The organism is Tenggerimyces flavus, from assembly GCF_016907715.1.
GTDB lineage: Bacteria > Actinomycetota > Actinomycetes > Propionibacteriales > Actinopolymorphaceae > Tenggerimyces > Tenggerimyces flavus.
Genome location: NZ_JAFBCM010000001.1, coordinates 4,832,170 through 4,856,348, shown reverse-complemented (window position 1 = coordinate 4,856,348; position 24,179 = coordinate 4,832,170). Strand labels below are relative to the sequence as shown.

General features: G+C 69.3%; 21 protein-coding genes. 3 read left to right on the top strand and 18 right to left on the bottom strand.

Features of this window, described 5'->3' with window-relative positions:
• Positions 1 to 10: 10 nt before the first annotated feature.
• The 4 genes from JOD67_RS22675 to JOD67_RS22660 all read right to left on the bottom strand — a co-directional run bounded on the left by JOD67_RS22675 (position 11) and on the right by JOD67_RS22660 (position 5,163).
• On the bottom strand, positions 11 to 988 hold the full coding sequence (locus JOD67_RS22675) for an ABC transporter permease (RefSeq protein ID WP_205119704.1): 978 nt from the start codon (positions 986 to 988) through the stop codon (positions 11 to 13).
• Between the two features lie 451 nt (positions 989 to 1,439).
• Entirely contained in the window at positions 1,440 to 3,203 is a 1,764-nt protein-coding gene (gene aspS / locus JOD67_RS22670; RefSeq protein ID WP_205119703.1) for an aspartate--tRNA ligase, read from the bottom strand.
• Positions 3,200 to 4,462 (bottom strand): histidine--tRNA ligase, encoded by a 1,263-nt coding sequence (hisS, locus tag JOD67_RS22665; RefSeq protein WP_205119702.1) that lies wholly within the window; start codon positions 4,460 to 4,462, stop codon positions 3,200 to 3,202. The genes aspS and hisS overlap by 4 nt, the downstream gene beginning before the upstream one ends.
• Positions 4,459 to 5,163: an MBL fold metallo-hydrolase gene (locus JOD67_RS22660; RefSeq protein ID WP_205119701.1), complete on the bottom strand. Its 705-nt coding sequence runs from the start codon at positions 5,161 to 5,163 to the stop codon at positions 4,459 to 4,461. Before JOD67_RS22660 ends, hisS begins: the two co-directional genes overlap by 4 nt.
• Before the next feature lie 172 nt (positions 5,164 to 5,335).
• Here JOD67_RS22660 and JOD67_RS42010 point away from each other — a divergent pair, with 172 nt between their 5' ends.
• The 3 genes from JOD67_RS42010 (at position 5,336) to JOD67_RS22645 (ending at position 7,785) form a co-directional block, all read left to right on the top strand.
• Positions 5,336 to 6,184: a peptidylprolyl isomerase gene (locus tag JOD67_RS42010; protein WP_205119700.1), complete on the top strand. Its 849-nt coding sequence runs from the start codon at positions 5,336 to 5,338 to the stop codon at positions 6,182 to 6,184.
• A 21-nt stretch (positions 6,185 to 6,205) separates the two neighbouring features.
• Entirely contained in the window at positions 6,206 to 7,444 is a 1,239-nt protein-coding gene (locus tag JOD67_RS22650) for a DUF349 domain-containing protein (protein ID WP_205119699.1), read from the top strand.
• Positions 7,445 to 7,572: 128 nt separating this feature from the next.
• Positions 7,573 to 7,785, top strand: a complete 213-nt coding sequence (locus tag JOD67_RS22645) for a hypothetical protein (protein WP_205119698.1) — start codon at positions 7,573 to 7,575, stop codon at positions 7,783 to 7,785.
• A gap of 26 nt (positions 7,786 to 7,811) precedes the next feature.
• Here the strand turns inward: JOD67_RS22645 and JOD67_RS22640 are convergent, their stop codons facing one another.
• The 14 genes from JOD67_RS22640 to JOD67_RS22575 all read right to left on the bottom strand — a co-directional run bounded on the left by JOD67_RS22640 (position 7,812) and on the right by JOD67_RS22575 (position 24,176).
• Entirely contained in the window at positions 7,812 to 8,429 is a 618-nt protein-coding gene (locus JOD67_RS22640; protein WP_205119697.1) for a hypothetical protein, read from the bottom strand.
• A gap of 109 nt (positions 8,430 to 8,538) precedes the next feature.
• Entirely contained in the window at positions 8,539 to 11,025 is a 2,487-nt protein-coding gene (locus JOD67_RS22635) for a RelA/SpoT family protein (RefSeq protein WP_307782506.1), read from the bottom strand.
• A 300-nt stretch (positions 11,026 to 11,325) separates the two neighbouring features.
• Positions 11,326 to 11,715: a VOC family protein gene (locus JOD67_RS22630; protein ID WP_205119696.1), complete on the bottom strand. Its 390-nt coding sequence runs from the start codon at positions 11,713 to 11,715 to the stop codon at positions 11,326 to 11,328.
• An 85-nt stretch (positions 11,716 to 11,800) separates the two neighbouring features.
• Positions 11,801 to 12,325 (bottom strand): flavoprotein, encoded by a 525-nt coding sequence (locus JOD67_RS22625; protein ID WP_205119695.1) that lies wholly within the window; start codon positions 12,323 to 12,325, stop codon positions 11,801 to 11,803.
• Positions 12,326 to 12,358: 33 nt separating this feature from the next.
• A complete protein-coding gene (locus JOD67_RS22620) occupies positions 12,359 to 12,934 on the bottom strand; it encodes an adenine phosphoribosyltransferase (RefSeq protein ID WP_307782505.1) in 576 nt (191 codons plus the stop codon).
• Complete coding sequence (gene secF / locus JOD67_RS22615) at positions 12,931 to 14,115, bottom strand: protein translocase subunit SecF (RefSeq protein WP_205119694.1); 1,185 nt, start codon at positions 14,113 to 14,115, stop codon at positions 12,931 to 12,933. Before secF ends, JOD67_RS22620 begins: the two co-directional genes overlap by 4 nt.
• Entirely contained in the window at positions 14,115 to 15,869 is a 1,755-nt protein-coding gene (secD, locus tag JOD67_RS22610; protein WP_307782504.1) for a protein translocase subunit SecD, read from the bottom strand. Before secD ends, secF begins: the two co-directional genes overlap by 1 nt.
• Before the next feature lie 19 nt (positions 15,870 to 15,888).
• Entirely contained in the window at positions 15,889 to 16,335 is a 447-nt protein-coding gene (gene yajC, locus JOD67_RS22605) for a preprotein translocase subunit YajC (protein ID WP_205119693.1), read from the bottom strand.
• Between the two features lie 359 nt (positions 16,336 to 16,694).
• On the bottom strand, positions 16,695 to 17,741 hold the full coding sequence (ruvB, locus tag JOD67_RS22600; RefSeq protein WP_205119692.1) for a Holliday junction branch migration DNA helicase RuvB: 1,047 nt from the start codon (positions 17,739 to 17,741) through the stop codon (positions 16,695 to 16,697).
• Positions 17,742 to 17,754: 13 nt separating this feature from the next.
• Positions 17,755 to 18,384 carry a Holliday junction branch migration protein RuvA gene (ruvA, locus tag JOD67_RS22595; RefSeq protein WP_205119691.1) on the bottom strand — a complete coding sequence of 210 codons (630 nt, stop codon included), beginning with the start codon at positions 18,382 to 18,384 and terminating at the stop codon, positions 17,755 to 17,757.
• On the bottom strand, positions 18,381 to 18,932 hold the full coding sequence (gene ruvC, locus JOD67_RS22590; protein ID WP_205123125.1) for a crossover junction endodeoxyribonuclease RuvC: 552 nt from the start codon (positions 18,930 to 18,932) through the stop codon (positions 18,381 to 18,383). The genes ruvA and ruvC overlap by 4 nt, the downstream gene beginning before the upstream one ends.
• A gap of 79 nt (positions 18,933 to 19,011) precedes the next feature.
• Positions 19,012 to 20,721, bottom strand: coding sequence for a serine/threonine-protein kinase (locus tag JOD67_RS22585; protein ID WP_205119690.1), 1,710 nt, complete (start codon positions 20,719 to 20,721; stop codon positions 19,012 to 19,014).
• A 36-nt stretch (positions 20,722 to 20,757) separates the two neighbouring features.
• The gene (locus JOD67_RS22580; protein ID WP_205119689.1) at positions 20,758 to 22,737 is read right to left on the bottom strand and encodes a glycoside hydrolase domain-containing protein; all 1,980 of its coding nucleotides are present in this window, start codon (positions 22,735 to 22,737) and stop codon (positions 20,758 to 20,760) included.
• A gap of 149 nt (positions 22,738 to 22,886) precedes the next feature.
• Positions 22,887 to 24,176: a VCBS repeat domain-containing M23 family metallopeptidase gene (locus tag JOD67_RS22575; RefSeq protein ID WP_205119688.1), complete on the bottom strand. Its 1,290-nt coding sequence runs from the start codon at positions 24,174 to 24,176 to the stop codon at positions 22,887 to 22,889.
• Between the last annotated feature and the right edge of the window lie 3 nt (positions 24,177 to 24,179).

Sequence of the window (24,179 nt, the reverse complement as noted above, 5' to 3'; positions counted from 1 at the left end):
CGGCGTTGACTTACCGACGTGTCTTGGGGTCGAACGCGTCGCGGATCGCGTCGCCAAGAAGGTTCAGGGCCAGCACGAGGACGAGAATGCCCAGCGCTGGTTGCCAGAAATAGATGGGATAGGTCTGGTAGTAGTTCTGTGCCTGGAAGATCGTCTGACCCCAGGACGCCGTGGGTTCGACCAGGCCGATGCCGAGGAACGACAGGCCTGCCTCGGCCGAGATGTAGGCCGGGATGGACAGCGACAAGAAGACGATGATGGGGCCGGTCAAGTTCGGCAGCAGCTCGCGGAACAGCACCTGGTACCGCGGTACGCCGATGGCCCGCGCGGCGAGGATGAACTCGCGTTCGCGCAACGACAACACCTGCGCACGAATCAGCCGTCCCAGACCGGTCCAGCCGAAGAATGCGAAGACCAGGATCAACGTCCACAGCCGGACCGTCGAGACCGTCTCGGCGTCGTTGCCGAACCGAGTCGCGACGACCGGGCCGATCGCGATCACGAAGAGCAGGAGCGGCAGCGAGAGCAGGAAGTCGATGACCCAGGAGATGACCCGGTCGATCCAGCCTCCGGCGAAGCCCGCCAGCATGCCCATGATCGTGCCGATGATCGTGGAGAGCACCGCCGCGAGGACCCCGACCTGGAGCGACGGGCGCGCGCCCTGCACCCAGCGGGCGAACAGGTCGCGGCCGAGCCGCGGCTCGATGCCGAACGGGTGCGCGGCGCTCGGGTTGATCATCGGGAAGCCGTACTCGTCGATGAGATCCTGGTTCGTCGCGTACGCGTCCGTGCCCGTCAGGGACGTAATCACGTTGGCAAAGATCGCGATCAGCACGAAGATGAGGACGACGACGGCACAGATGATGGCGATCTTGTCCTGCCGCAGTCGCTCGAGCGCGATCTGGGTGGGGGACTTGCTCTTCAGAGTCCGTCGTTCCGGGGTCGCCGGCTCGGTCGGGATGTTCTCGAGCAGTGCTGGGTCCGCCATCGGTTGGTTGGTCGCCCTCTCTCGCCGCGTGTGGCACTCGAAGTGGGCCACACGCCACCTACACGCGCTGCTTGACGATAGACGAAGCCTTCTGACCCGACAGCGCGGGTGAGGTCACGATTTGTATACGCTTTGCGCTACTTTCCGTGCCGGTCTCGCGACCGTCCGCGCTTACTCCCTGTACAGAGGCTCGTTACTCCATTTCCGGTCGGACAACGAAGTGGAAACATTTCATCCACGCGAAATCGTTGATGACCGGATGCCCTGCGGCATAGGGCGGGTCTGGAACATATCGCCTGGCGCGCGACACCTCGCATCCCGGCTGGCTGCGTTGCAGATCGGCGGACGTACAGACGAGTACGACCTTGACCTGCACCACACCCAGCCGGGCGCGATGCGCCGCGCGCCATCGCGCTACGCGCGATGACCGACGCTATCTTCCAGACACGCCCTAAGGGACTTTCGGCGCCGCGTCTACACCCGCATCGCGTCGTTGTACGGCCGTGATCGGCGACGGCGCACCGGTCAACGGGTCCGAGCCGGACGCGGTCTTCGGGAACGCGATCACGTCACGAATCGACTCCGCGCCGGTGAGCAACGCGCACAGCCGGTCCAGCCCGAGCGCGATTCCGCCGTGCGGCGGCGGTCCGTACTGGAACGCGTCGAGCAGGAAGCCGAACTGGCTCGTCGCCTCCTCCTCGGACAGGCCGATCACCTCGAACACGCGCTGCTGCACGTCGCGTTGGTGGATACGGATCGAACCGCCACCCAGCTCGGTGCCGTTGAGCACGATGTCGTACGCCTGGCTCAGCGCCTCCCCCGGCTCCTTGTCGAACCGGTCCACCCACTCCGCGGTCGGCGCGGTGAACGGGTGGTGAATGGCCGTCCACCCCGTCGTGCCGTCATCGGCGACGACCTTCTCGAACATCGGCGCGTCGACGACCCAGCAGAATTCCCAACGGGAGTGGTCGATCAGGCCGCACCGCTCCCCCACCTCGAGCCGCGTCGCCGCGAGCAGGCCGAGCGCCTCCGACCGCGTACCGGCGCCGAAGAACACACAGTCGCCCGGCTTCGCGCCGGCGTGCGCCACCAGCCCCGTGCGCTCCTCCTCGGAGAGGTTCTTCGCTACTGGGCCGCCCAGTTCGCCGTCCTCTCCCACGAGCACGTACGCCAGGCCCTTGGCCCCGCGCGAGCGCGCCCACTCCTGCCACGCGTCGAGCTCGCGGCGGGCCTGGCTCGCGCCGCCCGGCATGACAACCGCGCCGACGTGCCAGTCGTCACCCTTGGGAGCGAACACGCGAAACGGCGTGTTCGCGAAGTACGCGGTGAAGTCGACGAGCTCGCACCCGAAGCGCAGATCGGGCCGGTCGATGCCGAACCGCCGCATCGCCTCCGCGTACGTCATGCGCGGAATCGGCAACGTCACTTGATAACCGTGAACCTCGCGCCAGATCCGCTCGATCAGCTGCTCGGTCAGCGTGACCACGTCGTCGGTGGTGCCGAACGACATCTCCACGTCCAGCTGGGTGAACTCCGGCTGCCGGTCGGCGCGGAAGTCCTCGTCGCGGAAGCAGCGCGCGATCTGGAAGTAGCGCTCGAAGCCCGCGACCATCAGCAGCTGCTTGAACAGCTGCGGTGACTGCGGCAGCGCGTACCAGCTGCCTGGCTGCAGCCGTACGGGCACCAGGAAGTCGCGCGCGCCCTCCGGCGTCGACCGGGTGAGGTACGGCGTTTCCACGTCCAGGAAGGAGTTGTCGTCCATCACGTCGCGGATCAGCCGGGTCACCCGCGAGCGCAACCTGAGGTTGGCAGCCATGTCGGGACGGCGCAGGTCGAGGTAGCGGTAGCGGAGCCGGACCTCTTCGTTCACCGGTGTCGTGTGATGTTCCTCGACCGGGAACGGCAACGGCGCCGACTCGCTGAGCACGTCGACGGTGTCGACGACGACCTCGATCTCGCCCGTGGGCAGGCCAGGATTCTCGTTGCCCTCGGGGCGTCTGCTCACCTCGCCGACGACGCGGAGGCAGTACTCCTGGCGCAGTCCGTGCGCGGCCTGCTCGTCCCGGATCACCACCTGCGCGACGCCGGAAGCGTCCCGCAGGTCGACGAACGCGACGCCGCCGTGGTCACGGCGGCGGGCCACCCACCCGGTCAACGTCACGTTCTGGCCGATGTGCTCAGCGCGCAGGACGCCGGCTTCGTGGGTGCGGATCACCCGAGTTTCTCCTTCACCTGTTGAGCAATGTCAGCGAGCGGTAGTTCGATCTGTTCGCCGGAACGCAGGTCCTTGAGCTGTCCGGTGCCTGCCTCGAGGTCGCGGTCGCCGATCACGACCGCGTAGTCGGCACCGGCGCGGTCGGCGCCGCGCATCGCGCCCTTGAGCCCGCGGCTGCCGTACGCGAGGTCGACGCTGACACCGAGTGCACGGAGCTCACCGGCGAGGACTACGCAGCGCTCCCGCGCCTGGTCACCCAGAGGCACCAGGAACGCCTGACAACGCGCCTGGTTGCCGACCTCGAGCCCCTCGGCCTTGCAGGCGAGGAACGTCCGGTCGGTGCCGAGCCCGAAGCCGATGCCCGACAGGTCCTGCCCGCCGAGCTCGCCCATCAGGCCGTCGTACCGGCCGCCGCCGCCCATCGCGGACTGCGATCCGAGCTTGGCGTGCACGAACTCGAACGTCGTCCGCGTGTAGTAGTCGAGGCCGCGCACCAGCCGCGGGTTGAGCTCGTACTTCACCCCGAGCAGGTCGAGGCCGCGCTTCACGGCCGCGAAGTGCTCGGCGCACTCGGCGCACAGGTGGTCGACGATCAGCGGCGCTTCGGTCAGCTGCTTCTGGACCGATTCGCGCTTGTCGTCGAGCACGCGGAGCGGGTTGAGCTGTGCGCGCCGCCGGGTCTCGTCGTCCAGGTCGAGCTTCTCCAGGAACGCGACGAGCAGCTCACGGTAGGCGGGCCGGCATTCCTTGCAGCCGAGCGAGGTCAGCTCGAGGCGGTAGTCGGTGAGGCCGAGCGCGCGGAACCCCTCGTCGGCGATCGCGACGACCTCCGCGTCGAGCGCGGGGTCGTCCACGCCGACCGCCTCGATGCCGACCTGGTGGAACTGGCGGTACCGGCCGGCCTGTGGGCGTTCGGCGCGGAAGAACTGCCCGGCGTACCAGAGCTTCGCCGGCAGCTGGCCGCGGTCCAGGCCGTGCTCGACGATCGAGCGGAGGACGCCGACCGTTCCCTCTGGGCGCAGCGTGAGCGAGCGGCCGCCGCGGTCGTCGAACGTGAACATCTCCTTGTTCACGATGTCGGTCGACTCCCCGACGCCGCGGACGAACAGGGCCGTGTCCTCGAAGACGGGGATCTCGATGTAGTCGTAGCCCGCCAGCTCCGCGGCACCGGTCAGCGCGTCGCGCACCGCCTTGAAGGCGCGGGAGTCGGGTGGGAAGTAGTCAGGAACCCCTTTGGGGCCTTGATAGGTCGCGTTCAATGGAACTTTCCTCTGTCCTCGCCGGGCACTGCCAACCCGGTGAGGAACGGATTGGTCTGGCGCTCACGGCCAATGGTCGTCTGGTCGCCGTGGCCGGGCAGGACCACGATCCGGTCGTCGAGCGGCAACACCTTGGTGGCAAGGCTGCGCAGGATCGTCGGATGGTCTCCACCCGGCAGGTCGGTGCGTCCGATGGAGCCGGCGAACAGCAGATCCCCGGAGAACATCAGCTCCGGGATCTCCTCGCCCGCGTACGGCGTCCGGTACGTCACCGACCCCCTCGTATGGCCAGGGGTGTGGTCGACGACGAACTGCAGGCCGGCGAGCTCCAGCGTGACGCCGTCGGTGAGCTCGCGGACGTCGTCGGGCTCGGCGAACTTCTCGCCGTCGCCCAGAAGCGAGCTCGCCCACTGCGGGGAGATCCCGGCGAGCGGGTCGGCGAGCAGGTGCCGGTCCTCGGGGTGGACCCAGCAGGTGGCTTCGTAGGTTCCGCACACCGGCGTGACGGCCCACATGTGATCGAGGTGGCCGTGGGTGAGGACGACGGCGACCGGCTTGAGCCGGTGCTCGCGGACGACCTCGGCGACCGCTTGCGCCGCATCCTCGCCGGGGTCGACGACCACGCACTCCGTGCCGGGGTCGGTCGCCAGCACGTAGCAGTTGGCGGCGAAGCCCCCGGTCGGGAAGCCGGCGACGAACACGAAGGATCCTTAGTAAATGGAGGGGTGCGGCGTACCGAGCGTACCCAGCGCTGATTGCCGGCTGCGACCCGGATTCGTCGGGGCTGCCGTCCTTCCGGCGGGTTTTCGGACCTTTGCTTAGACTGACCCTCCAATCGAGCCGTTTTCCTCCGCCGAAGAGTAGGTCGCCCACGTGGTCAGTAGGAGACAGCGCCAGCGGCAGCTGGCCCGCGAGAAGTGGGAGCGCCAGCAGCAGGCTCGCGCCGTTCATCGGCGCAAGGTCCGGCAGCGAGCGATCGTCATCGGTGCCGTCGTGGGCGTGATCGCGGTCATCGCCGGTGGCTATGGCGTCTACCTGCTGGTGCGCGACGAGCCATCGGAGGCGGCCACACCGACTCCTTCGCCGTCGGTCTCCGCTCCTTCGGTCGCACCTTCGACCACGCCGGTCGCTGCCCCGCAGCCGAAGGCCGGCGAGTGCCTCTACCAGGCGGAGGCCGGTGCGGACCAGAAGGAGGTCGGCCTGCCGCCGACCAAGCCGACGCTCGCGGCCTCGTACGTCGCCTCGATCGTCACCAGCCAGGGCACGATCACCGCGACGCTCGATCCGAAGGTCGCGCCGTGCTCGACGAACTCGTTCGACTTCCTCGCGACCAAGAACGCGTTCGACAAGACGGCCTGCACCGAACTCGCCTCCGCGCCTGCCAAAGCGTCGTACCTGCGCTGCGGCTCGCTGACCGGGACCCCGACGAGCGGGCCGGGGTACATCTTCGCGGGAGAGAACGAGAAATCGGCCTCCGTCCCGGCCGGCAGCCTGGTCATGGCGGGCGACGCGAACCGCGGCGGAAGCCAGTTCCTCGTCACGTACGGCAAGGCCTCGACGTTCGATCGACCCGTCACCGTCTTCGGGAAGGTGACGAAAGGACTCGACATCGTCGAGAAGATCGCCAAAGGTGGAGTAACGCCGAGCACCAGCCCGGTGGCGGGAGTCGGAAGCCCGAAGACCGCCGTAGTGATTCAGGATGTCAAGATCACCAAGAAGTGATCTGTCGACCAGGAGCGAGCAGTGAGCGCAACCGCAGAGGACAGCTGGGGCAGAGTCGCCGACGACGGAACGGTGTTCGTGCGCACTGCGGCTGGCGAGCGTCGCGTCGGATCGTGGCAGGTCGGTGATCCCGAGGGCGCGCTCGCGTTCTTCAAGCGCAAGTACGAGGCGATCGCGCTCGAGGTCGAGCTCCTCGGCTCCCGGATCACGTCCGGCGTGCTCGCGCCCGACGACGCGCACCAGGCGGTGCGGCGGGAACGGCGCAACGTCGAGACCGCGCAGGCGGTCGGCGACCTCGACTCGCTGCTGACCCGGCTGGACGAGTTGGAGAAGGTCGTCGCCGAGCGGCGGACCGCGCGGCGCGAGGAACGCCGGCGGCAGCTGGACGAGGCGAAGGACACCAAGGCCTCGATCGCCGCCGAGGCGGAGACGCTGTCCGCCGGCACCGACTGGCGCGGCGGGGTCGGGCGGTTCCGCGAGCTGCTGGACCAGTGGAAGGCGCTCCCCCGGCTGGACAAGGCGACCGACGACGAGCTGTGGCACCGGTTCTCCTCCGCCCGGACGGCGTACACCCGGCGGCGGAAGCAGCACTTCGCGGAGCTGAACGCGCAGCGCGAGGACTCTCGTACGGTCAAGGAAGAGATCGCCGCCGAAGCCGAGACGCTCGCCGACTCGACCGAGTGGGGTCCGACGTCCGGGCGGTTCCGCGAGCTGATGCGGCGCTGGAAGGCGGCCGGCCCGGCACCGCGCGACGTCGAGGACCAGCTGTGGAAGCGGTTCCGGGCCGCGCAGGACCGGTTCTTCACCTCGCGGAACGAGACGCTGGCCGAGCAGGACACCGAGTACCGCGCGAACCTCACCGCGAAGGAAGCGCTGCTGGTCGAGGCCGAGGCGTTGCTGCCGGTCCGCGACCATCGGTCGGCGCGGGAGGCGTTCCGTTCGCTGGTGGAACGCTGGGACGCCGTCGGACGGGTGCCGCGCGAGTCCATCCGGACCGTGGAGTCCCGGCTGCGACGAGTCGAGGAGGCCGTACGTGCGGCCGAGCAGAACGAGTGGCGCCGTTCCAACCCGGAGACCCAAGCGCGGGTGAACGACACGGTGACGCAGCTGCGGACGTCGATCGCGAAGCTGGAGTCGCAGCTCGCGGCGGCCCAGACCCGTGGCGACGCCCGGGCCGAACGGCAGGCCTCCGAGGCGTTGGAAGCCCGGCGTTTGTGGCTGGCGGAGGCCGAGAAAACCTTGGACGAGTTCTCCGGATAATCGCTTGCTGGGCCGTGGTATTGGCCTGGTAGGGCCGTGCGTAAATGGTTCGCTCGGCCGGTCCGCCTGCGCGTAATCTCGAAGACGTATCTGATCGTCTGATGAATGTCTTCGAGGAGTGAAACGCCGTGAACGGCGGATATGAGATGTTCGTCCTGCGCCAATTGACCGAGGCGGCGGAAGCTTCCCGGCGGCACGCAGGACTGTCTGTACGTACGTCGAAGTGGCGTGCTTGGCGGAACCGCCGCCGGGCCGCGGCCGCGGCTCGCCTGGTTGTCAGCGTCCCGCGCCAGCGCGACGCCGAGCGGTCGACGCCGGAGCTGACGAGCTCCAGCCGCTGAACTGACGTGTCGGTGCGGGCGCCCGCCTAACGCCACGAGGCAAGCGGTTTGGCGTTCGGATCGGGGTTCGTGATCACGCTCTGCACGAAATGGACGTCGTCGACAAGGGGGCCAAGGACCCTTTCGGCGACGTCCTGGCCGCTCACGATGTCGATCTGGATCTTGCCGAGCTGGAAGTCCGGCCCGGTGCCCACGATGTCGGCGCCCGCGGCGTGCAGCTCGTCCAACAGCGCGTCCACCCGGGCATGCAGAGCCAGCAGCTCCGCACGCGAGCGTGGGGCGGCAGCCGTGACCGTGACCGAGTCGATCGGACGGCCCGACCTCGCCACCAGCTCAACCACCGCGCGGACCGCGGCCGATCGATTCGCCCCGCTCTTGATCAGCACCTCGTAGCGACCCGCGGGCCGCGCCATGAGGGCGGCGTAGATCCGCGGGTTCTGCTCGACCAGAGCACCGAGGTCGTTCACGAACTGCTGGTGTTTGCGCGCCTGGATGACCGCCGGATCGCTCTCGTCGACTGGTTTGTCGACCTTCTGGTCAGTCACCACGACGTCAGCCTTGGGCGAGGGGGTCGCGGCGGCGACCCCGGAGAACGCGCCAACGATGACCAGCGACATTGCCCACGGAACCAGCCGAAACCGCATAGAGCCTCCCGCACCTCCCTTGCAATCTACGCGCCGGATCGGTGCTAGCGCACAGCTTTCAACACGAGCGCGGTGTATGCGGTAGGTGCGGCTGCTTCTCGATAACTGATCAGTTGGTGAGGCGGTACGCGTCGAACACTCCGTCGACGCCGCGGACTGCTCGCAGGACGTGGCCCAGGTGCTTCGGGTCACCCATCTCGAACGTGAACCGGCTCTTCGCCACCCGGTCGCGGGTCGTCGTCACCGACGCGGACAGGATGTTCACGTGCTGGTCCGACAGCACCCGGGTGATGTCCGACAGCAACCGCGCCCGGTCCAGCGCCTCGACCTGGATCTGGACCAGGAACAGCGACTGTGCCGTCGGGGCCCACTCGACCGCGACCATGCGTTCGGGCTGGGATTGCAGCTGGGACACGTTCACGCAGTCGTCGCGGTGCACCGAGACTCCCGCACCGCGGGTCACGAAGCCGACGATCCCGTCGCCCGGCACCGGGGTGCAGCACTTCGCGAGCTTCACCCAGACGTCCGAGACGTCCTTCACGACCACGCCGGAGTCGCCGTTCGGCAGCCGTTCCTTGCGCCGTGCCTCCGGCGACAGGACCGCTCCGGCGGCCGACAGGTCCTCGGTCTCCTGCTCGTCCACCCCGAGCGCCTGCACGAGCCGACGGACGACGGCCTGGACGGTGACCGAGCCCTCGCCGACCGCGGCGTACAAGCCCGACACGTCGGAGAAACGCAGGTCGCGCGCGACCGCGGCCATCTGGTCGTGGGTGAGCATGCGCTGGAGCGGCAGGCCCTCCTTGCGCAGGATCCGCGCGATCGCGTCCTTGCCCTGGTCGATCGCCTCTTCGCGGCGTTCCTTGGTGAACCAGTGCCGGATCTTGTTGCGCGCCCGCGGCGAACGGACGAAGGTCAGCCAGTCGCGGCTCGGTCCCGCGCCCTCGGCCTTGGACGTGAAGACCTCGACCAGGTCGCCGTTCTCCAGCTGGCTCTCCAACGGCACCAGGCGGCCGTTGACGCGCGCGCCGATACAGCGGTGTCCGACCTCGGTGTGGATCGCGTACGCGAAGTCGACCGGCGTCGATCCGGCCGGCAGCGCCAACACGTCGCCGCGCGGGGTGAACACGTAAACCTGGGTGGAGTTGATCTCGAACCGCAGCGACTCGAGGAACTCCCCCGGGTCCTCGGTCTCCTTCTGCCAGTCGAGCAGCTGCCGCAGCCACGCCATGTCGTTCGGCCCGGCGGAGCGGTCGGTCTCGATGCCGGTGTTGGAGTCTTCCTTGTACTTCCAGTGCGCGGCGACGCCGTACTCCGCCCGGCGGTGCATGGCGAACGTACGGATCTGGATCTCGACCGGCTTGCCCTCCGGCCCGATCACTGTCGTGTGCAGCGACTGGTACATGTTGAACTTCGGCATCGCGATGTAGTCCTTGAACCGCCCGGGAACGGGGTTCCATCGCGCATGGATGACGCCGAGCGCCTGGTAACAGTCGCGGACGGACTCGGCGAGCACCCGGATGCCGACCAGGTCGTAGATCTCGCCGAACTCGCGGCCGCGGACGATCATCTTCTGGTAGATCGAGTAGTAGTGCTTCGGCCGTCCGGTGACCGTCGCCTTGACCTTCTCCGCCCGCACGTCGGCCTGCACGCGGTCGACGACCTTCGCCAGATACTCGTCGCGGGAGGGCGCGCGCTCAGCGACCAGGCGGACGATCTCGTCGTACAGCTTGGGATGCAGGGTCGCGAACGCGAGGTCCTCGATCTCCCACTTCAGCGTGTTCATGCCCAGCCGGTGGGCCAAGGAGGCGTAGATCTCCAGCGTCTCGCGGGCCGAGCGCTCCTGGCTGGACTGCTTGACGTACCGCAGCGTCCGCATGTTGTGCAGCCGGTCGGCGAGCTTGATGACCAGCACGCGGATGTCCTTGGCCATCGCGATGACCATCTTGCGGATCGTCTCGGCCTGCGCGCTCTCGCCGTACTTGACCTTGTCGAGCTTCGTGACGCCGTCGACGAGCATCGCGATCTCTTCGCCGAAGTCGGCCTTGAGCTCGTTCAGCGTGTACGGGGTGTCCTCGACGGTGTCGTGCAGCAGCGCGGCGCACAGCGTCGGCGGGGTCATGCCGAGCTCGGCCAGGATCGTGGCGACGGCGACCGGGTGGGTGATGTACGGGTCGCCACTCTTGCGGGACTGGCCGCGGTGGTAGCGCTCGGCCGTGACGTACGCCCGCTCGATCTGACTCAGGTCAACGCGCGGGTGGGTCGACCGGACGATCCGGAACAGCGGCTCGAGCGCGGGGTTGCCCTGCTGGGTGCCCCGGCCAAGCCTGGCTAGGCGGTCGCGTACGCGGCGGGAGCCCTCGGCGAACGTGGTCGCGCCATTGGCCCGGCCGCGCCGCTCACGCTTGCGTTCGGTCTCCTCTGGGGCGGCCGGAGCGGGCTCCGGCGGAGTCTCGGCTGGTGGCGTGGGCACCACGCGAGTCGCGGCCGCTCGGGCGGCCGCGACGCTGGACCCGGTGCCGGGCGCACTGACCGGCCGCGGCTGCGGGCGCTCCGTATCGCCACGCACCGGCGCGGTCGAGACTCTGTCATCGGCCACAGGCACTCCTCGTTACGCCGAGAGTCCAGTGTACGGGGAGTGACCTGAGAGCTGTCACGGACGCTGCCGACAGGTGGATAACCGGTCACGATCCGTCGCCGGACGGGCCACACCACACATCCCGCCTGGACGCGGACTAGCCTCTACCTAGCCTCGATCTTTCGTCCGACGGTGGGTTCGCCCTGTCCGCCCCCGCCCTGGGGCGAATGATCATGTTTACATGATCATTCGCCGCTCTACGTGGGGTGGACGCCAGGTAGAGCGGCCACTGGCCGCGTAAGGCGACCACGACGCCCGAGGCTAGGCCTTGGTGGCGATCTCCCACAGGTGCCCGGCGGGGTCGGCGATCAGCGCGGTACGGATGCCCCACGGCCGGTCCATCGGCCCGTTGAGGAGCTTCGCCCCACGCCCGGTGAGCTCGGCACAGGTGGCGTCGACGTCGGTCACGTGGATCGTGAACTGGAACCGCGCGCCCGCGTCCGGGGACGCCACCGCGACCGGGGCGATGAGGCCCGGCGCCTCGCTCACCTGCAGGAGGTTGACCATGGTCTCGCCGAAGAGGAAGACGACCGAGACGTCGTCCTCCCAGGTCACCGGCAGCCCGAAGATCTCGGTGTAGAAGGCCTTCGTCGTCGCCAGGTCCTCGGCGAACAGCGTCACGGCGCCGAGTCGGGGCTGGAAGTCGCTCATGAGATCTCCTCAGATCGTGGTGTCGCCTGAGACGTCGGAGCGGAGGGGAAGATTTCGACAGCCAGGCCGATCCGCACTCCGCCTGTCAGAAGACGTCGAGTACCCAGTCCCAACGGAACGCGGCGGTTATCGCGTCGCCTTGGCCGGAGGGCGTGGATTCGACGTGATCGCGTGTGCCGGTGGACGGATCGACGAGAACCACGCCCGATCGGCGGAGCAGGTCGAGCGACGTCGTCCAGGCTGGGTGTCCGGCGAGGTCGTGTTTGGCGAAGGGTACGGCGACGCAAGGGGTGCCGGCCCCGAGCCGGGCGCACAGGGTCGCGAGCGGGTAGGTGTCGGCACGCCCGGTGGCCCAGGCGGTGAGGGTGTTGAACGTCATCGGCACCACGGCGACCGCGTCCGCAGGAGGAAGACGTTTCTCCTGCCCTGGTTGACGATGCCCGCTGATGTGGGGCACATCAGCGAGCGCGTCGTCGGGTATCCAGGCGAGGGATGCCTCGGTGGGGATGACGGCCGGCGTCCAACCCGCTGCGCGTGCGGCGGTGATGCCGTCACCGATACGCGCGGCCAACGGCGCACCGCAGGTGAAGAGGTAGAGCACTCTGCTCACGCGAGTACGCCTGCCCGTTGTGCCGCGACCGGGTCAGTCCGAGACGGTCAGCAAAGCGCGGACGTCGAAGCCGTCCTGGCCCTCCAGCCGGGCCCGGCCGGCAAGGAACGCCAGCTCGAGCAGCACGCTGACGCCGACGACCTCGGCGCCGGCTTCGCGGATCAGGCTCGTCGTCGCCTCGACCGTCCCGCCGGTCGCCAGAACGTCGTCCACGACCAGCACCCGCTCCCCTGGCGCGAACGCGTCCCGGTGCACCTGGAGCGTCGCCTCGCCGTACTCCAGCGCGTACGAGCGGCTCAGCACGGCCGACGGCAGCTTCCCCGCCTTCCGAACGGGCACGAAGCCCGCTCCCAACGCCAGCGCCACCGGAGCCGCGAGGATGAAGCCGCGCGCCTCGATGCCCACGACCTTGTCCACGGCGGGAGAGGCTCCAAGCCAGGGCGACCCGAGCGCCTCCACGGTCGACTGGAAAGCCGACGGATCCGCCAACAGGGGCGTGATGTCCTTGAAGACGATCCCCGGCTTCGGGTAGTCGGCCACGTCCCGGATCCGCGAGCGCACCAGGTCGGCGATGTCGCCCGCGGGCTCCGGGGACGCGACGTGAGTCACCGGCGGCCCTTCGGCCGCCGCGACGAACGCGTGGACCGCGTCTTGCGTTGCGGCTGCGTACGGGACCCGCTGCCCGGCGCCTGGCCCACCTTCACCGCGGGCCGCGGCTCGGCGCCACCAGGCGCCTCGTCAGCAGCCTCGTCGGCAGCATCACCCGAGGGCTTCTTGCCGCCAGTGAGCCCGGCCTTCGCGGCGTCGCTCTGCTGCCGCTGCTCGACCCGGCGACGCAGCGCCTTCATCGCGGGCTCGCGCTCCTTGAGGTCGCACAGCAACGGCGTCGCGGTGAAGATCGACGAGTACGTACCGGCGGCCAGACCGATGAACAGGGCCAGCGAGAGGTCCTTCAACGTTCCCGCACCCAGCACGAACGTGCCGATGAACAAGATGCCCGCGACCGGCAGCAGCGCGATGATCGAGGTGTTGATCGACCGCACCAGCGTCTGGTTGACCGCGAGGTTGGCCGCGTCGCTGTACGTCACGCGACTGCTCGACGCGAGCCCCCGGGTGTTCTCCCGGACCTTGTCGAACACGACCACCGTGTCGTACAGCGAATAACCCAGGATCGTCAGCACACCGATGACGGTCGCCGGCGTCACCTCGAAGCCGATGAGCGCGTAGATGCCGACCGTGATCACCAGGTCGTGGATCAGCGCGACGATCGCCGCGACCGACATGCGCCACTCGCGGAAGTACAGCCAGATCACGCCCATGACGAGGACGAGGAACACCCCGAGCGCCTGCAGCGCCTTCGCGGTGATCTGCCCACCCCAGCTGGGACCGATCAACGAGTAGTTGACGTCTTCCTCGGCGACGCCGAGCTCGTCCGCGATCGCCTGCCGGATCTTCGGGACACCCTCGGTCGCGTCGAGCGGCGGGGTCTGGATGTCCAGCCGGTTGTTGCCGACCGCGGTGACGATCGGCTCCTCGGCCAGCCCGGTCTCCGCGACGGCCTCGCGAACCTCGGCGATGCGCTCGTTCGCGTTGTTCGTCGAGACCGGCGCCTGGAAGTCGGCACCGCCACGGAACTCGATCGAGAAGTCCACGCCCCGGAGCCAGAGCCCGCCGACCGAGATGACGATGATCGCGACCGAGACGAGGTACCAGGTCTTGCGCCGCTTGATGAAGTCGATCGAGACCTCACCGGTGTAGAGCTTGTGTCCAAGCTCTCCAAGGCGGGACATCAGGCCTCCCTCGGGGCGGGCGTACGGCGGCCGAACGCGCCTGTCAACTTCGCCTTGCTGACACCCAACCGGGATGGATCAAGGCCGGACAGCCGATGCCCCTCGCCGAAGAACTTCGTGCGACTGAGCAAGGTCACGAGCGGTTTGGTGAACAGGAACACGACGATCAGGTCGACGATCGTGGTCAGGCCGAGTGCGTACGCGAAGCCGCGGACGTTGCCGACCGACAGCACGTACAGCACGACGGCGGCGAGCAGCGACACCGAGTCGGCGGCGAGGATCGTACGCCGGGCTCGGTTCCACCCGCTGTCGACCGCGCTGCGCAACGTCTTGCCCTCGCGGATCTCGTCGCGTAGTCGTTCGAAGAACACGACGAACGAGTCCGCGGTGATGCCGATCGCCACGATCAGACCGGCGATGCCGGCGAGCGTCAACGTGAAGCCCTGTGCCTCGCCGAGCAGCACGACCGCCGCGAACGTCATCGCCGCGGCGACGGCGAGCGAGGCCACGACGACGAGGCCGAGACCGCGGTAGTAGAGGAACGAGAAGATCACGACCAGGCCCAGGCCGATGATGCCGGCGGTGAGGCCGCCGGTCAGCTGGTCGGCACCGAGCGTCGGCGTGACCGTCGACACCTCACTGGCCTCGAACGCCAACGGCAGCGCGCCGTACTTCAGCACGTTCGCGAGGTCGGTGGCCTGCACCTGGGTGAAGTTGCCGGTGATGCTCGCCTCGCCGCCGGGGATCGGCTCCTCGAAGTTCGGGTACGAGATCACCTTGCCGTCGAGCACGATCGCGAACGAGTTCAGCGGCGGATCCAGCTGGTACATCTCGCGGCTCGCCTGGGCGAGCTTCTTCGGGCCCTGGTTCTTGAACTTCAGCGAGACCTGCCAGTTGATCTCCTGCTGCGGAAGGCCAGGCGTCGCGTCGGCGATCTCCGAGCCGAGGATGATCGCCGGGCCGAGCACGAACGACTGGCTGCCGTCCCGGTCACAGGTCAGCAGCGGCTGGTTCGGGTCGTCCTTCGCCGCGTCGTAGTCGTCGCACTTGTACTTCGCCAGCGCGGCGAGCTGCGCCTCGTTCGCCGGCGTCGTGGCGATCTTCAGCGGACCTGACGGAGCGGGAGTGGCGGGGGTGGCGGGGGTGGACGCGGTGGCGCTCGGCGACGGTGACGGCGAGGCCGTTCCCTGGGCGAGCAGCGCGCTCGTGACGGCCCGGCCCGCGTTGGTCGCGGTCGCGGACGGAGTCGGCTGCGGCGTCGCCGTACCCGACGGCGTCACGCTCGGCTGCGGTGCGGCCGTGCCGGTCGCGGTCGGGTTGGGCGTCGGGCCGGTGGCACTGGGGCTCGGCGTCGGGGTCGGTGCGGGCGGAAGGCTCGCCGCCTGCACCGCGAGCACCTGCCGGAACCGCATCTGCGCGGTCTGTCCGACCAGGCGGACGATCTCGTCGCGGCCGACGCCGGGCACCTCGACGATGATGTGCTCGTTGCCCTGCGTCGTGACCTCGGCCTCGGAGATCGCGCCGATCCGGTTCCGGATGATGTCGACAGCCTCGTTCAGCTGGTCCGGCGTGATCGGTCCCTGCCCGGCGGCCGGTCGAGCCGTGAGCGTGATGGACGTTCCACCACGCAGGTCGAGGCCGAGCCGCGGAGTCCAGGCGCCCAGCAGCGCCATCACCACGAACCCGACCACCAGAGCGGCCAACAGCGCGAGGAGCGCGCGCCAGGGATGTGGCCTCTTGGTCGTCGTTGCCACTTTGTCTTGTCCCCCGTGTCTAGCTCGAGGCGGAGTCGCCCGGCTTGCTGCTCTGTGATTTGTCGGCGGTCTTCGTGTCCGTGTCGGTCACCGGCTCGGTCACCGGCTCCGTCGCGTCCGCGGCGGTGGCGTCGGTGGACTCGACCGGCGTGTCGGCGACGGGGTCGATGACCCGCCCGATGACCTGCTTGACGAAGCGCGAGTGGACGCCCGGGGCGACCTCGAGCACGACGGCGTCGTTCTCGATCGCGACGACGGTCGCGTACATGCCGGTCGTCGTGACGATCTGCTGGCCGGGCTGGACGCGGCCCTGCATTTCCTGCTGCTCACGCTGCCGGCGCCGCTGCGGGCGGATCGCCACGAAGTAGAACAAGGCCAGCAGGAGCACGGGAAGCAACAGGGTCCACAACGATCCTCCGCCTCCGGAGGACTGGGCGGCCCAGGTACTGAGCTGTTCGGCACGCATCTCGCGGGTGTTCCTTCCCTGGCGGTCCTTCGACTAAGGGCGCCCTCGACATGGAGTGACCACGCAGAGTGGCCACCGGCGGAGTCTAACCGCGTGACCTGGATGAACGTACCCGGGTCCGGCGTCGTTCCCGAAAGCCGTTGACCGGCCCTCGATCCGTCGTCAGCGATCGACCTCGTTGGCTCCGGAATCCAACGAACAGCACGTTACGCCGGTGCTGGCGGATGGGCACGACGGCGCTCTACCTGGCGAGTGGGTGCTCTACGCGGGGTGTACCCCACGTAGAGCGGCGAATGATCATGTAAACATGATCATTCGCCGCCACTGGGGAGTCACTCGGGAGCCACCGCGGCAGCCGGCTAGTCCTCGACGTCGAACAGGCTCGGCGCGTAGGCGGCGTCCACGGGGACGGCGAGGCCGAGGTGCTTCCAGGCGGCTGGCGTGGCCATCCGGCCGCGCGGGGTGCGTTGCAGGTAGCCGCACCGCACGAGGAACGGCTCGGCGACCTCCTCGACGGTCTCGCGTTCCTCCCCCACCGCGACCGCGAGCGTGCCGAGGCCGACCGGTCCCCCGCCGAAACGCTTGCAGAGCGCGTCGAGCACGGCGCGGTCGAGCCGGTCCAGCCCCAGCTCGTCCACCTCGAACAGCGCCAACGCCGCGCGGGCGGTGTCCTCGCGGACGATGCCGTCGGACCGAACCTGGGCGAAGTCGCGGACCCGGCGCAGCAGCCGGTTGGCGATCCGCGCCGTTCCCCGTGACCGCGCGCCGATCTCGTGTGCGCCGTCGTCGGTGACGGGGACGTCCAGCAGCTTGGCCGAACGGTGCACGATCTGCTGCAGCTCGCTGGTCTCGTAGTAGTCCAGGTGCGCGGTGAACCCGAACCGGTCGCGCAACGGTCCCGGCAACAGCCCGGAACGCGTCGTCGCGCCGACCAGCGTGAACGGCGGGATCTCCAACGGGATCGCGGTCGCGCCGGGGCCTTTGCCGACGACGACGTCGACGCGGAAGTCCTCCATCGCCATGTAGAGCATCTCTTCGGCGGGGCGGCTCATCCGGTGGATCTCGTCGAGGAACAGCACCTCGCCTTCGCTCAGCGAAGAGAGGATCGCGGCGAGATCGCCGGCGTGTTGGATCGCCGGGCCGGACGTGATGCGCAGCGGGGTGGCGAGCTCGTTCGCGATGATCATCGCCAAGGTGGTCTTGCCGAGCCCGGGTGGACCGGACAGCAACACGTGGTCCGGCGGTTTGCCCCGGGACATGGCCGCTTCGAGCACGAGCCCGAGCTGGTCGCGGACGCGGTTCTGCCCGATCAGCTCGTCGAGCGTACGAGGCCGCAGGGCGCTCTCGATGACGCGTTCGTCATCGGAGGCCTCGGCGGAGACCACGCCCTCCTCGTACTGCGTCATCGGGTCCACGCTCTCACGCCCGCGACAACGTCCGGAGCGCGGCCTTCAGCAACGTCGCGACCTCCGGCGTCTTGCCGGCGGCGAGCTGGTCCTCGGCGAGCGGGACGACCGCGTCGATGGCCGCGTCGGCCTCGCGGACGGACCAGCCGAGGCTGATCAGGCCGGCGTGGACCTGGTCGCGCCAGCCGGCGGCCGCGCTCATGCTGGGCCTGCCGTTCGCCGTGTGGGTGCCGGTGCCGACGGGGGCGCCGAGGCGGTCCTTCAGTTCCAGCGCGATGCGTTGCGCGCCCTTCTTGCCGATGCCGGGGACCTTGGTGAGCGTGACGAGGTCGTCGGTGGCGACCGCGCGGCGGATGTCGTCCGGGCTCAGCACGGCGAGGATCGCCTGCGCGAGGCGCGGGCCGACGCCGCTGGCGGTCTGGACGAGCTCGAACACCGTGCGCTCGTCCTCGTCGGCGAACCCGTACAGCGTGAGCGAGTCCTCGCGTACGACGAGGCTGGTGGGCAACGTCGCCGGCTCACCGATGCGGAGCTCGGCGAGCGTGCCGGGTGTCGCGCGGACCTCGAAGCCGACGCCGCCGACCTCGACCACGGCGGAGTCGTACCCGACCGAGGCGACCTTCCCCTTGACGAACGCGATCATGACCGACCTCCCGGGACTTTCCACTGCGTACGAACGGGTCCGGCGGCCTTCTGCGCGGCCGCGAGCCTGGCCGCGGCGGGGCCGCGCCACAGGTGGCAGATCGCGAGCGCGAGCGCGTCCGCGGCGTCGGCCGGCTTCGGGCTGCTCTCCAGCATGAGGATCCGCGTGACCATGTGCGTGATCTGGGACTTGTCCGCGCGCCCGTTGCCGGTGACGGCGGCCTTCACCTCGCTCGGCGTGTGCAGAACGACGGGCACCCCGCGCTTGGCCGCGGCCGCCATCACGACGCCGCTGACCTGGGCCGTCCCCATCACGGTACGAACGTTGTGCTGGCTGAAGACCCGCTCGAGCGCGACCGCGTCCGGCTGATGGTCGTCCAGCCACTGCTCGACCGCGCACTGGACGGCGAACAGCCGCACCGCGAGGTCGGTGTCCGGGCTGGTGCGGACGACGTCGACGGCCACGAGCGCCAGCTTGCGCTGTGCCCCCTGGTCGACGATGCCCAGCCCACACCGCGTCAGACCGGGGTCGACCCCGAGCACCCGCACCCACGCCTCCCTCTTGCCGAACACCTGTTCGGAGGTTAACCGCCACGGTCGACCGGGCAGCTTAGGCGCGCCGAGCGAGTCAGTCGCCGAGCGACGGGCCGCCGATCCAGTTGCCGACCAGGCCGCCGAGGCGGCCCGGGAGCTGGAACTCGCCGAACGGCCAGGGGTTCACCGGCTCGACCGTGGCCAGGGCGACGAAGCCGATGATCGCCACGCTCAGCACGGCGGCGACCGCGATGGCGAGCCAGCGCGGCTTGAGCAGTGTGTTCAGCACCCGGATACTGCCGCGCTGGACGCTCTCCCCCTCGATGCCCCACCAGGCCAGGGCCGCGGCGCCGAGGACTCCGACCGCGGTGACCAGGGCGAGCGGTGGCGTGACGTTCCCGGCCAGCATCCCCAACACGAGGATCGCCGCGACGACAAACGCGCCGGCGAGCGCGATCGGCAGCGTCAACGTGGTGAACAGCAGCGAGCGGGTGCCGTGCCACGGCATCGCGCCGGCGACGGCCCAGCCGTCGGAGCGCCGGCGGCCCTTGCCGGTACGGCGACGTTCGAGCTGTTGCGCCGCCCGGTCGACCATCCGTACGCCGAGCAGCCAGCACACCAGTGCGACCAGCGCCACGATCGGGAGCGTCGCGGCCAGCGCAGTAAGGGTGCCGAACAGCAGCACGGTCACGACCGGGTGCAGGTTCCGCTGGTCGACCCGGGACAGGTTGAACGGACCGCCGCCCTGCGCTTTCACCGGCTGCGGAGACGGCGCGGGCGACTCGACCGGCAGCTGCCCTGTCGACGGCGCGGCCGCCGCCGAAGGTGCCACCGCCGTGTACTGCCGGGTCGGGCTCGGCGGCTCGCGCGTCCAGTCGTACGGCTGCACGATGTCCGGTCCCGCCTGGGGCGTGGCGTCCTCCGCCGGCTGCTGCACCGGCACGACGAAGGTGGGGATCCGTCCCGCCGGGTACTTCCGGACGTCGGCCGGCTCCTCGCCCTCCTCCAACCACAGCAGCAGCTCCGGTGCCGTCGGCCGGTCCAGCGGGTCCTTTGCCAGGCAGCGCTTCAGCACCGGAACGAGCCACGGCGGGCAGCCGGTCAGGTCGACGTCGTCGTTCAGCACCCGGTACGCGATCGTCGTCAGCCCGCCCTTGCCGAACGGTGCGCGGTTGGTCGCGGCGAACGTCACCGTGGTCGCCCACGCGTGGATGTCGGCCGCCGGCGTGACCGCGCCGCCGGAGAGCACCTCCGGCGCGACGTACCCAGGCGTCCCGTACACCATTCCAGGCATGGTCAGGCGCGTCTCGTCGGCGATCTGCGCTATGCCGAAGTCGATCACGACCGCGACCCCGTCGTGGATCAGGACGTTGCCCGGCTTGAGGTCGCGGTGCACGACGCCGGCCGAATGGATCGAGCACAGCGCGTCCGCGAGGTCCCCCGCCAGGTCGGCCAGGTCGGCGCCGTCGAGCACCCCGTGCTTGGCCACGACGTCGTGCAGCGGCGGCCCGGAGACGAAGCGGGTCACGAGGTACGGCGTCTCGGCCGCGAGGTCGGAGTCGATCACCTCCGCGACGTGGTCGCCGCGGACGCGCGCGAGCACGCGGGCCTCGCGGGCGAACCGCTGCCGGCTCTCCACGTCGCTCGCGACGTTCGGGCGCAGCAGCTTGACCGCGACGGTGTTGTTCTGCCCGTCGACCGCGCGGTGGACGAAGCCCATGCCGCCCTCGCCGACGCGTTCGAGCAGCGTGTAGCCGCCGAGCCGCACCTGCTCAGCTACGCGTTCGTCGACGCCCCCCTGCACGGACACCACGGTAACGCGAACCGGACCTCAACGCCGTTAGTGCGCTGCGATCCGGTACGAAGCCCACCCGGTGCCGATCTCGTCAGCGGCCGCGACGGTCCCGTCGCCCCGCCCGCTGAAGCGGAACAGCTTGCCGTCGCTCCGCGCCGCGACCAGGTCGGCCCGCCGGTCCCCGTTCAGGTCCAGCACGTTGACCGGGCCGAACCCGTCCCAGCCCTTGCCGACGTTCACTCCCGCCGAGAAGCCGCCGCTGCCGTTGCCCTTCCAGAACCACAGCGCGCCGGCCGCCGTCGTGCCCCACAAGTCACCGTCGCCGTCCCCATCGGCGTCACCGCCGGCGAAGCGGGCGAAGTTCGACCACCCCTCGCCCACCTGGACCCGGGTAGCGAACGTCCCGGAACCCTGCCCGCGGTACCAGTACAGGAGGCCGCCGTCCCGCGCGACCACGTCGGCCTTGTTGTCGCCGTTCAGGTCGACCAGCGCGAACCACTCGAGCGCGTTCCAGCCCGAGCCCGCGTTCTCCAGCTTGGCGAACGTCGCGTCCCGGCCGTTGTGCCAGTAGTGCAGCCGGCCGTCGGTCGACGTCGCCAGCACGTCGGCGTACCCGTCGGCGTTGCTGTCGCCGACGCCGATCCGGTTGTACGCCTTCGACCAGCCCGTGCCGACGACCGACGCCGCACCGAGCGCGCCGTCGGACCGGCCCGGATACAGCCGCAGCGTGTTGTCAGGCCCGATCGCGAGCAGGTCGTCGAACCGGTCGCCGTTCACGGTCTCCGCGGCACCGTTCGCGGTGTCGAGGAAGTCGCGGTCGATCGCCATCCTCACACCGCCCCAGGTCTCGGTGACGTCGCCGGCGTACTGCTTCACCCGCTGGTGGTTGGCCCAGTAGCTGTCCGGGAGGTACGAGCCGCCATCGGTGTTCGCCGCGTTGTTCCACCAGGCGAAGAACACGTGGTCGGGCCGGGTGTAAGCGGAGCTGGAGTAGTTCGCGACCAGGTCGGCGATGCCGGTCGACACGCTGGAGTAGACGCCGGACAGGTAGCCGCGAGCGTGCAGCTCGTCGGTCCAGCCGGCTAGGAAGCTCAACACCGCGGTGCTGCAGGAGCCGCCGCGGTCGTACGACTCCATGTCGTTGTAGAGCACGCTGCCGGGAACGATGCCGAGGTTGGCGGCGGCTCCGACGGCCTCGACAGCTGCCGAGCGACCCTGGCTGCGCGCGGTCGCCGGTGTGGATGACATCCGGGCGCCGAAGCCGCGGCACGGAGCTTGCAGGCCGAGGTGGATCGGCAGGAACTTCCAGCCGCGGCTGTGCTGGTTGGCGATCCAGTTCGGGGTGAGGTTCGGCTGCGCGCACGCTCGTTGGACGCCGCTGATGTAGATGCCGACGGCCCGGTACGGCGACGACTTCAGCCACGCGTCCATCGTTCCCTGCGACGGGGCCGCGCACTGGTCGAAGCCCTTGCCGTTCGCGGTGCCGGGCGCGACCACGACCGACGCCATCGGCCTGACCTTCGTCGCCAGCTTCCGGGGCGCGGCGCCGGCGACGACCTTGCCGGTGCCGAGGACGGCGCCCGCCCCCGGTGCCGCCGTCACCAGGACGCCGGCGCTTTCCACCGCGACCTGCCGCATCCCCGTCGTCGCGGCGCCGACAGCTGTGCCGGCCTTCGCGCGGACGATCCCCGGACGCGCGGCCGACACGGTGGTCAGCGGCTCGATCAGCAGGCCCGCGTCGCTCCCGGCCAGGTGCGCCGGGCAGGTCTCCTGGTAGCGCGGTGTACCGAGGTAGACCGCCGACTTGTCGAACCGTACGCACACCTTCTGCTTCGCCAGCTCGATCACCGGCCACGAGCTCGGCACCGAGACCTGGTAGCCGCGGTACGTCACCAATTTGGTCTCGGCGGCCGGCCGGGGCGGCGCGGCTACGGCGCTGACCCCCAAAGCGCAGGTCAAGCCCACGATGGCAACGGCAGTCAGAACGGCGCGAACGAACGCCCGTGCACGACGGGACGACGGCATGAAGAAACCCTTTCGAATCGACTTGCCCCGTCCCAACCGCGGGCCACTCTTCGCCACGCGCGGCGCGAGAGTCCACCCCGGCGTCCGCTTGCGGACGCCGAACCACCCGCCCACCAGAGCGGCGAGCGGGTGGTTTCAGTCGTTATGCGTTAGTAGCTGGCGATGCGGACGTCGGTCCAGCCGAAGCCGATGCGGGGTCCGGCCGAGTTGAACTTGCCGTCACCCTTGCCCAGCCACCGGAACAGATCACCCGCGGCATTGGCAGCGACCAGATCCGCCTTGCCGTCACCGTTGAGGTCCATCACGTTGAACGGACCAAACACGTTCCACCCCGACCCCGCCTCGATCTTGGTAGCGAACCCGCCCGCACCGTTGCCCCGCCAGAAGAACAGCTTGCCGGCCGCGTCGGTGGCCCACAGGTCTCCGTCACCATCACCGTCGGCGTCGCCACCGCCGAACTCCGGGAACGTGGCCCACCCTTCACCGATCTCCGTCCGCGCCCCGTACACACCCGTGCCCAGACCACGCCACCAGTAGAGGACATCGCCATCGCGCGCGACGATGTCGGCCTTGTTGTCACCGTTGAGATCGACGAACGTCAACCACTGGTAGCCACTCCAACCAGAACCCTCGTTCGTCGATTTCGAGAACGACGTCCCATTTCCGTTGTTGCGCCAGTAGTTCAACTTCCCCGCCGCCGTCGTTCCGACGATGTCACCAAGACCATCGCCATCCACATCCGACGTACCCAGCCGGTTGAACACCGCGTCCGTCCACCCCGGACCCACCCGCACCGACTGACCGAACACCCCGGTCGCACGACCCGGATACATCCGCAACTCGTCCGACGCCGTCACCGCCAACAGATCGTCGAACGCGTCACCGTTCACACTCTCCGCCGGACGGGCCGAGACTCCGCAGTTGTAGCTCGTGTAGAGCGGACCGTTGTACACGTAGCTGTAGGTGATCGCCACGCCGTGCAACACGATGTGCACGGCGGTCCCGTTCAGCTGCTGGGCATAGTGCAGGTGCGGCCCGGACGCGTTACCCTCTTCGCCGACCTTGCCGATCAGCTGTCCCCGCGCGACCGTCGACCCGTTGGCCGCAACGCGGTTGCTGAGGTGCCGGTACGACGTCGACCAGCCGTCGCCATGGTTGATCTCGATGACTCCGGCGACGCCGTAGCTCACCGTTCCGGCAGCGCTGGCGACGACGGGCTTGCCGAGGTCGTCGTCGCCGGATCCCCAGTTCAGGTCGAGCGGGAAGTCGTTCCCCGATCCGCCGTGGTTGTTGTAGGTGGCGCCGTTCCACTTCTCTCCACAGGGAAACGGCAGTTCGAAGTTGGGCCGCGCCGCCACCGCCGCCGTCGCGGACGGAACGACCGTCGCGGTCACCACGCACAAGGCCGCGATGGCCAACGCGGCAAAGGTCTTTCTCATCTC

Bases quoted from the DNA above. Each gene is read 5' to 3' on its own strand.
- JOD67_RS22675 (WP_205119704.1), bottom strand. From the start codon at position 988: ATGGCGGACCCAGCACTGCTCGAGAACATCCCGACCGAGCCGGCGACC.
- JOD67_RS22640 (WP_205119697.1), bottom strand. From the start codon at position 8,429: ATGCGGTTTCGGCTGGTTCCGTGGGCAATGTCGCTGGTCATCGTTGGC.
- JOD67_RS22630 (WP_205119696.1), bottom strand. From the start codon at position 11,715: ATGAGCGACTTCCAGCCCCGACTCGGCGCCGTGACGCTGTTCGCCGAG.
- secF (WP_205119694.1), bottom strand. From the start codon at position 14,115: ATGTCCCGCCTTGGAGAGCTTGGACACAAGCTCTACACCGGTGAGGTC.
- yajC (WP_205119693.1), bottom strand. From the start codon at position 16,335: ATGCGTGCCGAACAGCTCAGTACCTGGGCCGCCCAGTCCTCCGGAGGC.
- ruvB (WP_205119692.1), bottom strand. From the start codon at position 17,741: ATGACGCAGTACGAGGAGGGCGTGGTCTCCGCCGAGGCCTCCGATGAC.
- ruvA (WP_205119691.1), bottom strand. From the start codon at position 18,384: ATGATCGCGTTCGTCAAGGGGAAGGTCGCCTCGGTCGGGTACGACTCC.
- JOD67_RS22580 (WP_205119689.1), bottom strand. From the start codon at position 22,737: ATGCCGTCGTCCCGTCGTGCACGGGCGTTCGTTCGCGCCGTTCTGACT.
- JOD67_RS22575 (WP_205119688.1), bottom strand. From the start codon at position 24,176: ATGAGAAAGACCTTTGCCGCGTTGGCCATCGCGGCCTTGTGCGTGGTG.